Genomic DNA, 12,417 nt, shown 5'->3' with positions numbered 1-12,417 from the left:
TTATTACGCGTTGTCGCCAAACCAACAGATATTGCGTGCAGCCATGATCAGCTCACCGGCTTGCTCGTCGCTAAGCCCTTCAATATCAGCCAGATCGTCAACACCCTGCTCGGCAAGATCTTCCAGCGTACAAACCCCACGCGCGGCCAGTTTAAAGGCCATGCTGCGCTCAAGACCCGGCAGGTTGAGCAAATCGTCGGCCGGTTTGTTGTCGCCCAGGCTTTCTTCTTGTGCCAGGGCCAGCGTGGTCAATGCAGCTTTGGCGCGTTCGCGCAATGCTTCAACCGTATCTTCATCCAGACCGTCGATTTCCAACAGCTCTTTGATCGGCACGTAGGCCAGTTCTTCCAGCGTGGAGAAGCCTTCTTCAACCAGTACGGTGGCGAAATCTTCGTCGATATCAAGATACTTGGTGAAGGTATCAATAGCGGCATGAGCCTCGGCCTGGTGCTTGGCCTGCAGGTCGTCCGCCGTCATCACGTTCAGTTCCCAACGATCGTCGCCGCGGTGTTGTTTCAGCAGCTGGGAAGCCAAACGCACGTTTTGGCCGTTACGGCCGATCGCCTGTGCCAGGTTGCTGGCTTCAACGGCGATATCCATGGTGCAGTTATCTTCATCTACCACGATCGACGCGACGTCGGCCGGCGCCATGGCGTTGATGACGAATTGCGCTGGGTTATCATCCCACAGGATGATGTCGATGCGTTCGCCGCCGAGCTCGCTCGACACGGCCTGAACGCGCGCACCGCGCATACCTACGCAGGCGCCGACCGGGTCGATGCGCTTGTCGTTGGTTTTCACTGCAATTTTCGCGCGGGAGCCTGGATCGCGGGCTGCCGCTTTAATTTCGATCACTTCTTCGCCGATTTCCGGCACTTCGATGCGGAACAGCTCTTTCAGCATTTCCGAGCTGGAACGGCTGACGAACAGCTGCGCACCGCGAGCTTCAGGACGCACGGCGTACAGTACGCCGCGAATGCGGTCGCCCGGACGGAAGTTTTCGCGCGGCAGCATGTCTTCACGGCCAATCACCGCTTCAGCGTTGTTGCCCAGATCCAGCGCGATGCTGTCACGGTTCACTTTCTTCACCACGCCGGTGACGATCTCACCTTCGTGCTCACGGAAAGCGTCGACCACCATCGCACGCTCGGCTTCACGCACTTTCTGCACGATAACCTGCTTGGCGGTTTGGGTGGTGATACGGTCAAAGGTCACGGATTCGATCTGATCTTCGACGTAGCCGCCGAGCTCGATGCTCGGATCTTCAAACTGAGCGGCTTCCAGCGTGATTTCACGCGTTGGCTGAGTCACCTCGTCTACGGCGACCCAACGGCGGAAGGTGTCGAAATCGCCGGTTCTGCGGTCAATGCTGACGCGCACGTCGATTTCCTGCTCGTATTTTTTCTTGGTTGCGGTGGCTAATGCAGTTTCCAGCGCTTCGAAAATCTTCTCGCGCGGAAGGGATTTTTCATTGGAAACTGCTTCAACAACAGCCAGAATCTCTTTGTTCATCCTAGTTGCCTCTTCCAAACTTTAAAAGTGGGGTACCAGGTTCGCTTTCTGGATGTTGCTCAGCGCGAACACTTCATCTTTCCCTTCCACAGTAACCGTGATCATCTCGCCTTCGACAGACTTGATAATACCCTGCCACTTGCGACGGTTCTGTACCGCCATGCGCAGGACCAGGCTGACTTCTTCACCGAGGTAACGCGTATAGTGTTCTGCGGTGAACATCGGGCGATCAAGGCCAGGAGAGGAGACTTCCAAGTTGTAAGCGACCGTGATTGGATCTTCGACGTCCAATACAGCGCTGACCTGGTGGCTGACATCAGCGCAATCATCAACATTGATGCCGTTATCACTATCAATATAGATGCGGAGCGTCGATTGGCGCGCACGAATGAATTCGATGCCTACAAGCTCAAAGCCCAACGCTTCTACCGGTGCCGAAAGCATCTCTGTTAACTGTTGCTCTAATGTGGACAAGCCCACCCCCAAGACATAAAAAAAGGGCTAAATAGCCCAGTGATTCTGTTGCCAAATAACAAAAAACCCCGAAAAATCGGGGCTTTATGCAACTGGACCCTGTTTGCCGCTAGGCGGCCTCGGTACAACTTTCGAGCAAGTGTCATTTTCAAATGTTGATCGAGAAAAGCGGGTTTCAATCGAAAAGTGTATTTGAAAATAAACACTTAAAGGAAAGTGGTTGCGGGGGCCGGATTTGAACCGACGACCTTCGGGTTATGAGCCCGACGAGCTACCAGGCTGCTCCACCCCGCGTCCGAAAACGTGGCAAATACTACGCCGATAATCGCAAAATTGCAAGTTATCTCTGGGATTTGGTACCGAGGATGGGACTCGAACCCACAAGCCCGTTAGGGCACTACCACCTCAAGGTAGCGTGTCTACCAATTCCACCACCTCGGTACTGATTCTTACTGCTAACGGCCGTTGTTTTTTCGAGTTCACAACCACCGTTTACAAACTTTTTTGCGGCTTACTGCGGGATGTCGCTGCTCGGCTTGGCAGGTGCTGCCGGCGCGGTTGTCTGCTCAGTTTTCACTGGCTGACCCAGGTTTTCCCACTCGCTGCCTTTCTTGCTTTGGTTGCTGCTGAGGTTGCCCAGAATCAGGCTGATGACGAAGAACAGCGTCGCCAGCACAGCAGTCATGCGGGTCATAAAGTTACCGGAACCACTCGAACCGAACAATGTGCCTGATGCACCTGCTCCGAAAGAGGCTCCCATGTCAGCGCCTTTACCTTGCTGCAACATAATCAGAGCAACCAGCCCGATTGAAATCAGCAGGAAAATTACCAGAAGAGCTTCGTACATAGTAGTACCCGTATCCTTGCGGCCTCACCGCATGCCAAATGCTTCACACTCATCAAGCAGGCGTTTTTATAAACTGCCTACTGAAGCGGGTGTGAATACTAACCAAAGCCGCCAACCCGCGCAAGGGCAATTTGCAGCCGCCGGCGCGTTTGCGGAAAAAAACGCCAACAATCGCCTCTCCGGGCTCAGCTTTACCGAGCCCGGCGGCTAACTGACTGTTTTAACCGGCGGATTTCACCGCGTCGGCGATGCGATGCGCCAGCGTGGTCACCTGCTGCTCGTCCTCGCCTTCCACCATTACGCGGATCAGCGGTTCGGTACCCGATTTGCGCAGCAGCACCCGGCCGCGGCCGGCCAGTTCGGCTTCCACCTGCTCGGTGACTTTACGCACCGCTTCAGACTCCAGCGGATTGTGATCGCCGGCGAAGCGCACGTTGACCAGAATCTGCGGCAGCAGCTTCATGCCGCTGCACAGGTCATGCAGGCTCATGTGGTTGCGCACCATGGCGGTCAGCACCTGCAGCCCGGCCACGATGCCGTCGCCGGTGGTGGTTTTGTCCAGCAGGATCACATGACCGGAGTTTTCCGCACCGATGCGCCAGCCCAGCTCCTGCAGCTTCTCCAACACATAGCGGTCGCCCACTTTGGCGCGAGCGAACGGAATGCCCAGCTGTTTCAGCGCCAGCTCCAGCCCCATATTGCTCATCAGAGTGCCGACTGCACCACCGCGCAGCTGGCCCTGACGCAGGCCTTCGCGGGCAATGATGTACAGGATCTGATCGCCGTCCACCTTGTTGCCCAGGTGATCCACCATCATCACGCGGTCGCCGTCGCCGTCAAACGCCAGGCCCACGTGCGCTTTTTCCTGCAGCACGCGCTCCTGCAGCTGACGCACGTCGGTAGCGCCGCATTTTTCGTTGATATTCATGCCGTCCGGCTCAACGCCGATGGCGATCACCGTGGCGCCCAGCTCGCGCAGCACGCTCGGTGCGATGTGGTAAGTCGCTCCGTTGGCGCAGTCGACCACAATTTTCAGCCCCTTCAGGCTCAGCTCGCTCGGGAAGGTGCCTTTGCAGAATTCGATGTAGCGGCCGGCGGCGTCGATGATGCGGCTGGCTTTACCCAGCTCGGCGGACTCCACGCAGGTCAGCGGCTTTTCCATCTCGGCTTCGATAGCTTCTTCGACGTTGTCCGGCAGCTTGGCCCCGTCGATCGAGAAGAACTTGATGCCGTTGTCATAAAACGGGTTATGCGAAGCGGAGATGACGATGCCCGCTTCAGCGCGGAAAGTGCGCGTCAGATAAGCCACCGCCGGGGTTGGCATCGGCCCGGTGAAAGAGGCGGACAACCCTGCAGCCGCCAGGCCGGCTTCCAGAGCGGACTCCAGCATATAGCCGGAGATGCGCGTATCCTTACCGATGATGATCTTGCGGGAACCGTGACGCGCCAGCACTTTACCGGCCGCCCAGCCCAGCTTCAGCACGAAGTCCGGCGTGATGGGGCTGTCCCCGACCTTGCCACGGATGCCGTCGGTGCCAAAATATTTGCGCTCGCTCATGTCTCTACTGTCCCTTAGCTGAAAGTGTTGCCTCGACGACACGCATCGCCTCGACGGTTTCTTTAACGTCATGCACTCTGACAATCTGCGCGCCCTGCATCGCCGCGATTACCGCGCAGGCCACGCTGCCGATAACCCGTTGATCCGGTGGTACGTTCAGCAGTTGTCCTACCATCGATTTGCGCGACATGCCGACCAACAGCGGCAAACCGAAACGATGAAACTCCGACAACCGTGCCAGAAGCTGATAGTTGTGCGCCAAATTTTTACCGAAACCGAAGCCTGGGTCGAGCAGCAATTTCTGATTTGTTATCCCCGCCTCGTTACAGCGCCGGATATGGTGCTCGAAAAACGCCTGAACGTCGGCAATCAGGTCATCGTAGTGCGGCGCCTGTTGCATGGTGCGCGGCTGCCCTTGCATATGCATCAGACAGACCGGCAGCTCGCTTTCCACCGCCGCCGCCAGGGCACCCGGCTCCTGCAGCGAACGAATGTCGTTGATCAGATGTGCGCCGGCGTGCGCCGATTCGCGGATCACGCCCGCTTTCGAGGTATCGACAGAGATAAAGACTTCAAAACGCTGCGCCAGCGCTTCCACCACCGGCACGACCCGCTCAAGTTCCTCCTCTTCGCTCACTTCCGCCGCCCCCGGTCTTGTCGATTCACCGCCGATATCGATCATCGTGGCGCCGGCCGAAATCAGCGCATGCGCATGCACCAGTGCCTGGTTCAGGGTGTTGTGGCGGCCGCCGTCGGAAAACGAATCCGGCGTCACGTTGAGGATACCCATCACCTGCGGATGGGAGAGATTGAGCGTCATGTCGCGCACGGTTAACTGCATGGTTGGTCCACCTTACTGTTGCCTGGTTCACTGCCCGCCGGGCAAAAAAAAACCCCGGCATGCCGGGGTTTGATGTTATTACACAGCCGCTGTTACTTGTCGAGCTGTTCGGACATGGTGTTGCCCGGCGTTGGGGTGCGAGGCTCATCTACCGGCGTCGGGGCTTTCGGGGTGCCACCGTTGTCAGAGCTGTTGCCTTTGTTCGCATCGTCCCAGCCCGCCGGCGGACGCACGTCTTTGCGGTTCATCAGATCGTCGATCTGCGGCGCATCGATGGTTTCATACTTCATCAGCGCATCCTTCATCGAGTGCAGGATGTCCATGTTTTCCATCAACAGCGAGCGAGCACGCGTGTAGTTACGCTCGATCAGCGACTTCACTTCCTGGTCGATAATACGCGCGGTTTCATCCGACATGTGCTTCGCCTTGGCCACGGAACGGCCCAGGAACACTTCGCCCTCTTCTTCCGCATACAGCAGCGGACCCAGCTTCTCGGAGAAGCCCCACTGGGTCACCATGTTGCGGGCGATGGAGGTCGCCACTTTGATGTCGTTCGACGCACCGGTAGAGACTTTTTCCGGCCCGTAGATGATCTCTTCCGCCAGACGGCCGCCGTACAGGGTGGAGATTTGGCTCTCCAGCTTCTGACGGCTGGCGCTGATCGCATCCCCTTCCGGCAGGAAGAAGGTCACGCCGAGCGCACGGCCACGAGGAATGATCGTCACCTTGTGTACCGGATCGTGTTCGGGAACCAGGCGGCCAATGATGGCGTGGCCCGCTTCGTGATACGCGGTCGACTCTTTCTGCGCTTCGGTCATCACCATGGAGCGGCGTTCCGCACCCATCATGATCTTGTCTTTGGCTTTCTCGAACTCCACCATCGACACCACGCGCTTATTGCCACGGGCGGCGAACAGCGCCGCTTCGTTGACCAGGTTAGCCAGGTCAGCACCGGAGAAGCCCGGCGTACCGCGCGCAATGACGGAGGCGTCGATGTCTGCGGCTAACGGCACGCGGCGCATGTGCACCTTCAGGATCTGCTCACGGCCACGCACATCCGGCAGCCCGACCACGACCTGACGGTCGAAACGGCCCGGGCGCAGCAGCGCCGGGTCAAGCACGTCCGGACGGTTGGTAGCCGCGATGACGATGATGCCCTCGTTGCCTTCGAAACCGTCCATCTCAACCAGCATCTGGTTCAGAGTCTGCTCGCGCTCATCGTGACCGCCACCCAGGCCGGCGCCACGCTGGCGGCCGACGGCGTCGATTTCATCGATGAAGATGATGCACGGCGCGGCTTTCTTCGCTTGTTCGAACATGTCGCGCACGCGGGATGCACCCACGCCGACGAACATTTCGACGAAGTCGGAACCGGAAATGGTGAAGAACGGTACCTTCGCTTCGCCGGCGATCGCTTTCGCCAACAGCGTTTTACCGGTCCCCGGCGGGCCAACCATCAACACGCCTTTCGGGATCTTGCCGCCCAATTTCTGGAAACGGCTCGGCTCGCGCAGGTATTCCACCAGTTCGCTCACCTCTTCTTTCGCTTCGTCACAACCGGCGACATCGGCGAAAGTGGTCTTGATCTGGTCTTCCGTCAGCATGCGGGCCTTGCTCTTGCCGAAGGACATCGCGCCCTTGCCGCCGCCGCCCTGCATTTGCCGCATAAAGAAGATCCAGACCCCGATCAGCAACAGCATCGGGAACCAAGAGATAAAGATAGAAGCCAGCAGGCTCGGCTCTTCAGGCGGCTCGCCGACAACTTTCACATTCTTCGTTAACAACGTATCCAGCAACTTAGGATCGTTGACAGGGATGTAGGTCGTGTATTTGTTACTGTCTTTCTTGGTAACGTTAATTTCACGTCCGTTGATTCGCGCTTCGCGAACCTGATCTTGGGTCAGTTCGGACATGAAGGTAGAGTAATCCACCCTACGGCCATTCGACTCGCTGGGCCCAAAGCTCTGGAATACAGACATCAACACTACCGCGATGACTAACCAGAGAATTAGGTTTTTCGCCATGTCACTCAAGGGATTAACCTCATCTTACAACTGTGTTAACAAACAGCGTTAGGGTACTACAGTTTGCGCCCTGTCGCTACAATGTACACTTCGCGCGAACGAGCGCGGGAAGCGTCTGGCTTACGAATCTTAACCTTCGTAAACAGGGAGCGAATTTCCCGTAGGTACTCGTCAAAGCCATCTCCCTGGAACACCTTCACCAGGAAACTTCCACCTGGTGCGAGGACATCACGACACATATCCAGCGCCAACTCCACCAGATACATCGACCTTGGAATATCGACCGCCGGGGTGCCACTCATATTCGGGGCCATATCGGACATGACCACCTGAACCTTACTCTCGCCTACTCGTTCCAACAGCGCCTTCAGCACCAGTTCATCACGAAAATCGCCCTGAAGGAAATCGACGCCAACGATAGGATCCATTGGCAAAATATCACAGGCGATGATACGCCCGGTACCGCCGATTTGGGTGACCACATACTGCGACCAGCCACCCGGCGCGGCACCGAGATCAACCACGGTCATGCCCGGTTTGAACAGTTTGTCGCTCTGCTGTATTTCATCAAGTTTAAACCAGGCACGGGAACGCAGTCCCTTTTTCTGCGCCTGCTGTACATATTTATCGCTAAAGTGTTCTTGTAACCAGCGACTGGAGCTAGCCGAACGCTTTTTATTAGCCATCTCGTTTTCCAACTATCATAAAAAGAGTCTTATGTCAGGGTCGCTGCTCACGTAGACTCACACCGGTGAAGACCGATTTGGTGATATACATGAGATGGCGGTAGAATGTACCGTTTTCAATCCCAACTTAAGCAAAAAAGACAATGAATCTGAATAATAAACAAAAACAGCACCTGAAAGGCCTGGCGCATCCGTTAAAACCGGTGGTGATGCTGGGCAATAACGGTCTTACCGAAGGGGTGCTGGCTGAAATTGAACAGGCTCTGGAGCATCATGAGCTGATCAAGGTAAAAATCGCCGCTGAAGATCGCGAAACCAAAACCCTGATCGCCGATGCTATCGTGCGTGAAACGGGTGCCTGCAATGTGCAAGTTATCGGCAGTACGCTTATTCTTTACCGCCCGTCGAAAGAGCGCAAGATCAGTCTACCGCGTTAATAACCATCAGGTTAACGAAAAGGTGCCATGCGCCTGACCAAGATAAAAGGCCGCTCGCGGCCTTTTTCCTATCTTTACAAAACGTTGGCGCATTAGTGACCAACGGCCTCGATCAGAGATACTCGACCTTCAGGATCTCATACTCAACGTCGCCGCCGGGGGTTTTGATCACCACTACGTCGTCTTGCTCTTTGCCGATCAGGCCGCGCGCCATCGGTGAGTTTACCGAAATCAGATTTTTCTTGAAATCGGCCTCATCGTCACCAACGATGCGGTAAGTCACTTCTTCTTCACTGTCCAGATTCATCACCGATACGGTGGCTCCGAAGATCACTCGGCCGGTGTTCGGCATCTTGGTGATATCGATCACCTGAGCATTGGACAGCTTGGCTTCGATTTCCTGAATGCGGCCTTCGCAGAAACCCTGCTGTTCGCGGGCGGCGTGGTACTCGGCATTCTCTTTCAAATCGCCGTGCTCACGGGCGTCAGCGATATCCGCAATGATTTTCGGGCGGCGCACGCTTTTCAGATATTCGAGCTCTTCGCGCAGTTTTTCAGCGCCAAACAAGGTCATCGGAATTTGGTTCATCGTATAAATACCTCTAAATCTTTCCTGTTCAAATAACCGTCATCCTGACGTATTCGTATGAAAACACGGTTGGCATACCGCCACCCGCCTCCAGGCGACAAACAAAAGAAACCTGACTCGGAACGAGGCCCAAGCCAAGATTGGTTTTGCATTTTGATACGCATTTTAGCCTAGAGTTCCTTGAGGGTCATCGTTTACTTTTTCCCTGATTGCACCGTAGTATGACGGCACGTTATCCAGCTGTTATCCCGAGATTATGCGTTTTTCACGAATTGTCAGTGCATTGGCTTGCGCATTTGTTCTGAATGCGAATGCGGCCCCGGTTGAAGAGTACACACAATATCTGCCTGATGGGGCCAACCTTGCCCTGGTCGTTCAGAAAATCGGTGCCGGCGCGCCGACGATCGATTATCACTCTCAGCAGATGGCGCTGCCGGCCAGTACCCAAAAAGTGCTGACGGCGCTGGCGGCATTGCTGCAACTCGGGCCCGATTACCGTTTCACCACCACGCTGGAGAGCCAGGGCGATATCCGCGACGGCGTGCTGCGCGGCAACCTGATCGCCCGCTTCAGCGGCGATCCGACCTTCAAACGCCAGAGCCTGCGCAATATGGTGGCCGTCCTGAAGAAACAGGGCGTGCGCCAAATCAGCGGCGACGTGCTGGTCGACACCTCGGTCTTCGCCAGCCATGACAAGGCGCCCGGCTGGCCGTGGAACGATCTAACGCAGTGCTTCAGCGCACCGCCGGCCGCCGCCATCGTCGATCGCAACTGTTTCTCGGTCTCGCTCTACAGCGCGCCGAATCCGGGCGACATGGCGTTTATCCGCGTCGCCTCCTATTATCCCGTCAATATGTTTAGCCAGGTGCGCACCCTGGCGCGCGGCTCTGCAGACGCGCAGTACTGCGAGCTGGACGTGGTGCCGGGCGAGCTGAACCGCTTTACCCTGACCGGCTGCCTGACGCAGCGCAGCGAACCGCTGCCGCTGGCCTTCGCCATCCAGGACGGCGCCAGCTATGCGGGCGCCATCTTGAAAGACGAACTGACGCAGGCCGGTATCCAGATCGACGGGCATTTGAAACGCCAGACGCGCCCTGGCATCACCGGCACGGTGATCGCGCAAACCCAGTCGGCGCCACTGCACGATCTGTTGAAGATTATGCTGAAGAAATCGGACAACATGATCGCCGATACCGTCTTCCGCACCATCGGCCACGAACGCTTCGGCGTACCGGGCACCTGGCGAGCGGGTTCCGATGCGGTGCGGCAGGTGCTGCGCCAGAAGGCCGGCATCGATCTGGGCAATACCATCATCGCCGACGGTTCCGGCCTGTCGCGCCACAACCTGCTGGCGCCGGCGACCATGATGCAAGCGTTACAGTACATCGCGCAGCACGACAACGAGCTGAACTTCATCTCGATGCTGCCGCTGTCCGGCTATGACGGCACCTTGCGCTACCGCGGCGGCCTGCACGAAGCCGGCGTCGACGGCAAAGTGTCGGCCAAAACCGGCGCGCTGCAGGGCGTGTACAACCTGGCGGGCTTCATCACCACCGCCAGCGGCCAGCGCATGGCGTTCGTGCAGTATCTTTCCGGTTACGCCGTACCGCCGGAAGATCAGAAACAGCGCCGCGCACCGCTGGTACGCTTCGAAAGCCGCCTGTATCGGGATATTTACCAAAACAACTGAGGATCGCCATGAAGCTGCTGGTCGTTGAGGATGATGAACTGCTGCAACAGGGGCTGGCGCTGGCGCTGACCGGCGAAGGCTACGTCTGCGACTGCGCCGCCACGGCGGCGGAGGCCAACAGCCTGCTCATCACCAGCCAATACAGCATGGTGATCCTGGATCTCGGCCTGCCGGACATGGACGGCGCCGCGCTGCTGCGTCAGTGGCGCCGCCAGCAGATCGATCTGCCGGTGCTGATCCTGACCGCCCGCGATGCGCTGGAAGACCGCGTCGACGGGCTGGATGCCGGCGCCGATGACTACCTGGTCAAACCCTTCGCGCTGGTCGAATTGCAGGCGCGCGTGCGCGCCCTCCTGCGGCGCTACCAGGGCCACAGCGACAATCTGATGCAGGTGGATGACCTGCAGTTGAACCTCTCCAGCCAGCAGGTCTATCTGCAGCAGCAGCCGGTGGAGGTCACGCCGAAAGAGTTCGCCATTCTGGCGCGTCTTATCATGCGTGCCGGCCAAACGGTCAACCGCGAACTCCTGCAACAGGACCTCTACACCTGGCAGGACGACTTGGGTTCCAACACGCTGGAAGTGCACATCCACAACCTGCGCCGCAAACTGGGCAAGGATCGCATCCGCACCGTGCGCGGCATCGGCTACCGCCTGGAACCCTCGTCATGATCAGCATGCGCCGCCGCCTGCTGCTGATGCTGGCGCTGATCCTGCTGGTCACGCAACTCATCAGCGCCTTTTGGCTGTGGCACGAAAGCCAGGAGCAGATCAGCTTCCTGGTGGACGAAACCCTGTCCGCCAAAGTGCGTACCGAACGCGTCGATACCGAGATCGCCGAGGCCATCGCGTCGCTGCTGGCGCCTTCGCTGATCATGATGGTCGTCACGCTGCTGGCGTCGTTTTGGGCCATCAGTTGGATCATCCGCCCGCTCAACCAATTGCAGCAGCGGCTGGAAAAGCGCTCTGCCGATAACCTGACGCCGCTGCCAATCACCAGCGACAGCCAGGAAATGGTGGCGGTCACCAATGCACTCAATCAGCTGTTTTCACGGCTGGATAACACCATTCAACAGGAACGCCTGTTCACCGCCGACGCCGCCCATGAGCTGCGCACGCCGCTGGCCGGCATCCGCCTGCATCTGGAACTGATGGAAAAGCAGGGCGTCAAGGGCAGCCAGGCGCTGATCGCCCGCATCGATCAGCTGATGCACACCGTCGAGCAGTTGCTGATGCTGTCGCGCGCCGGGCAAGACTTCGCCAGCGGCCATTATCAGCATTTCGATTGGGTAGCCGATGTGATTCAACCGCTGCGTGAAGAGCTCGACGAAATGACCGCCCAACGCGGGCAGACGCTGGATTGGCAATTGCCGGCCGTCGCCGCGGTGAACGGCGATCCGGTGCTGCTGCGGCTGCTGCTGCGCAACCTGGTCGAAAACGCCCACCGTTACGGCCCGGAAGGCGGGGCGATACAGGTGCGGTTAACGCCGCAAGACAACGGCTATCTGCTGCAGGTCATCGACGATGGCCCAGGTATCAAGGAGGAGATGGTCGGGGAGCTGACACAGGCGTTTCGCCGCATGGATCAACGCTACGGCGGCAGCGGACTGGGCTTGAATATCGTGATCCGCATCGCGCAACTGCATCAGGGCCGTTTGACGCTGGAAAACCGCCGCGATGTGCGCGGCCTGAACGCCCAGTGTTGGCTGCCGGAAAAGGCGCTTAAATAACAAGGGCCCAGCGTTGCTGAGCCCTTTATC

12 protein-coding genes and 2 tRNA genes are annotated in these 12,417 nt (G+C 57.8%); 4 read left to right on the top strand and 10 right to left on the bottom strand.

Annotation, left to right across the window (positions count from 1 at the left end):
- Positions 1–3 precede the first annotated feature (3 nt).
- The 9 genes from nusA to rlmE all read right to left on the bottom strand — a co-directional run bounded on the left by nusA (position 4) and on the right by rlmE (position 7,942).
- The gene (gene nusA / locus QDT79_RS06435; RefSeq protein WP_019453340.1) at positions 4–1,512 is read right to left on the bottom strand and encodes a transcription termination factor NusA; all 1,509 of its coding nucleotides are present in this window, start codon (positions 1,510–1,512) and stop codon (positions 4–6) included.
- 21 nt (positions 1,513–1,533) lie between these two features.
- A complete protein-coding gene (gene rimP / locus QDT79_RS06430; protein ID WP_004933515.1) occupies positions 1,534–1,986 on the bottom strand; it encodes a ribosome maturation factor RimP in 453 nt (150 codons plus the stop codon).
- Between the two features lie 217 nt (positions 1,987–2,203).
- Positions 2,204–2,280 (bottom strand) — tRNA-Met (locus QDT79_RS06425).
- A 60-nt stretch (positions 2,281–2,340) separates the two neighbouring features.
- A tRNA-Leu gene (locus tag QDT79_RS06420) sits at positions 2,341–2,427 on the bottom strand.
- Between the two features lie 70 nt (positions 2,428–2,497).
- On the bottom strand, positions 2,498–2,833 hold the full coding sequence (secG, locus tag QDT79_RS06415) for a preprotein translocase subunit SecG (protein ID WP_004933519.1): 336 nt from the start codon (positions 2,831–2,833) through the stop codon (positions 2,498–2,500).
- A 220-nt stretch (positions 2,834–3,053) separates the two neighbouring features.
- Complete coding sequence (gene glmM / locus QDT79_RS06410) at positions 3,054–4,391, bottom strand: phosphoglucosamine mutase (protein ID WP_063991606.1); 1,338 nt, start codon at positions 4,389–4,391, stop codon at positions 3,054–3,056.
- Between the two features lie 4 nt (positions 4,392–4,395).
- Positions 4,396–5,232, bottom strand: coding sequence for a dihydropteroate synthase (gene folP, locus QDT79_RS06405; protein WP_063991607.1), 837 nt, complete (start codon positions 5,230–5,232; stop codon positions 4,396–4,398).
- Positions 5,233–5,324: 92 nt separating this feature from the next.
- On the bottom strand, positions 5,325–7,256 hold the full coding sequence (gene ftsH, locus QDT79_RS06400) for an ATP-dependent zinc metalloprotease FtsH (protein WP_004933529.1): 1,932 nt from the start codon (positions 7,254–7,256) through the stop codon (positions 5,325–5,327).
- A 56-nt stretch (positions 7,257–7,312) separates the two neighbouring features.
- Positions 7,313–7,942, bottom strand: coding sequence for a 23S rRNA (uridine(2552)-2'-O)-methyltransferase RlmE (gene rlmE, locus QDT79_RS06395; RefSeq protein WP_004933533.1), 630 nt, complete (start codon positions 7,940–7,942; stop codon positions 7,313–7,315).
- Between the two features lie 143 nt (positions 7,943–8,085).
- On the opposite strand from rlmE, the gene yhbY reads away from it, so the two are divergent.
- Positions 8,086–8,379 (top strand): ribosome assembly RNA-binding protein YhbY, encoded by a 294-nt coding sequence (gene yhbY, locus QDT79_RS06390; RefSeq protein WP_004933536.1) that lies wholly within the window; start codon positions 8,086–8,088, stop codon positions 8,377–8,379.
- 112 nt (positions 8,380–8,491) lie between these two features.
- Here the strand turns inward: yhbY and greA are convergent, their stop codons facing one another.
- Positions 8,492–8,968: a transcription elongation factor GreA gene (gene greA, locus QDT79_RS06385; protein ID WP_025305051.1), complete on the bottom strand. Its 477-nt coding sequence runs from the start codon at positions 8,966–8,968 to the stop codon at positions 8,492–8,494.
- Between the two features lie 256 nt (positions 8,969–9,224).
- On the opposite strand from greA, the gene dacB reads away from it, so the two are divergent.
- From dacB to pmrB, 3 genes are read left to right on the top strand one after another with little or no spacing between them, the layout of a single operon-like run.
- Complete coding sequence (gene dacB / locus QDT79_RS06380) at positions 9,225–10,658, top strand: serine-type D-Ala-D-Ala carboxypeptidase (protein WP_025305050.1); 1,434 nt, start codon at positions 9,225–9,227, stop codon at positions 10,656–10,658.
- 8 nt (positions 10,659–10,666) lie between these two features.
- Positions 10,667–11,329, top strand: a complete 663-nt coding sequence (gene pmrA, locus QDT79_RS06375) for a two-component system response regulator PmrA (RefSeq protein ID WP_019453348.1) — start codon at positions 10,667–10,669, stop codon at positions 11,327–11,329.
- Entirely contained in the window at positions 11,326–12,387 is a 1,062-nt protein-coding gene (gene pmrB, locus QDT79_RS06370; RefSeq protein WP_063991608.1) for a two-component system sensor histidine kinase PmrB, read from the top strand. The genes pmrA and pmrB overlap by 4 nt, the downstream gene beginning before the upstream one ends.
- The last annotated feature ends 30 nt before the right edge of the window (positions 12,388–12,417 follow it).

The sequence above is a fragment of the Serratia marcescens genome (assembly GCF_029846115.1).
GTDB lineage: Bacteria > Pseudomonadota > Gammaproteobacteria > Enterobacterales > Enterobacteriaceae > Serratia > Serratia marcescens_L.
Note: the sequence above shows the minus strand (reverse complement) of the source record. Positions and strands in the feature narration are given on the sequence as shown.

Bases quoted from the DNA above. Each gene is read 5' to 3' on its own strand.
- nusA (WP_019453340.1), bottom strand. From the start codon at position 1,512: ATGAACAAAGAGATTCTGGCTGTTGTTGAAGCAGTTTCCAATGAAAAA.
- secG (WP_004933519.1), bottom strand. From the start codon at position 2,833: ATGTACGAAGCTCTTCTGGTAATTTTCCTGCTGATTTCAATCGGGCTG.
- glmM (WP_063991606.1), bottom strand. From the start codon at position 4,391: ATGAGCGAGCGCAAATATTTTGGCACCGACGGCATCCGTGGCAAGGTC.
- folP (WP_063991607.1), bottom strand. From the start codon at position 5,232: ATGCAGTTAACCGTGCGCGACATGACGCTCAATCTCTCCCATCCGCAG.
- ftsH (WP_004933529.1), bottom strand. From the start codon at position 7,256: ATGGCGAAAAACCTAATTCTCTGGTTAGTCATCGCGGTAGTGTTGATG.
- rlmE (WP_004933533.1), bottom strand. From the start codon at position 7,942: ATGGCTAATAAAAAGCGTTCGGCTAGCTCCAGTCGCTGGTTACAAGAA.
- yhbY (WP_004933536.1), top strand. From the start codon at position 8,086: ATGAATCTGAATAATAAACAAAAACAGCACCTGAAAGGCCTGGCGCAT.
- greA (WP_025305051.1), bottom strand. From the start codon at position 8,968: ATGAACCAAATTCCGATGACCTTGTTTGGCGCTGAAAAACTGCGCGAA.
- dacB (WP_025305050.1), top strand. From the start codon at position 9,225: ATGCGTTTTTCACGAATTGTCAGTGCATTGGCTTGCGCATTTGTTCTG.
- pmrA (WP_019453348.1), top strand. From the start codon at position 10,667: ATGAAGCTGCTGGTCGTTGAGGATGATGAACTGCTGCAACAGGGGCTG.
- pmrB (WP_063991608.1), top strand. From the start codon at position 11,326: ATGATCAGCATGCGCCGCCGCCTGCTGCTGATGCTGGCGCTGATCCTG.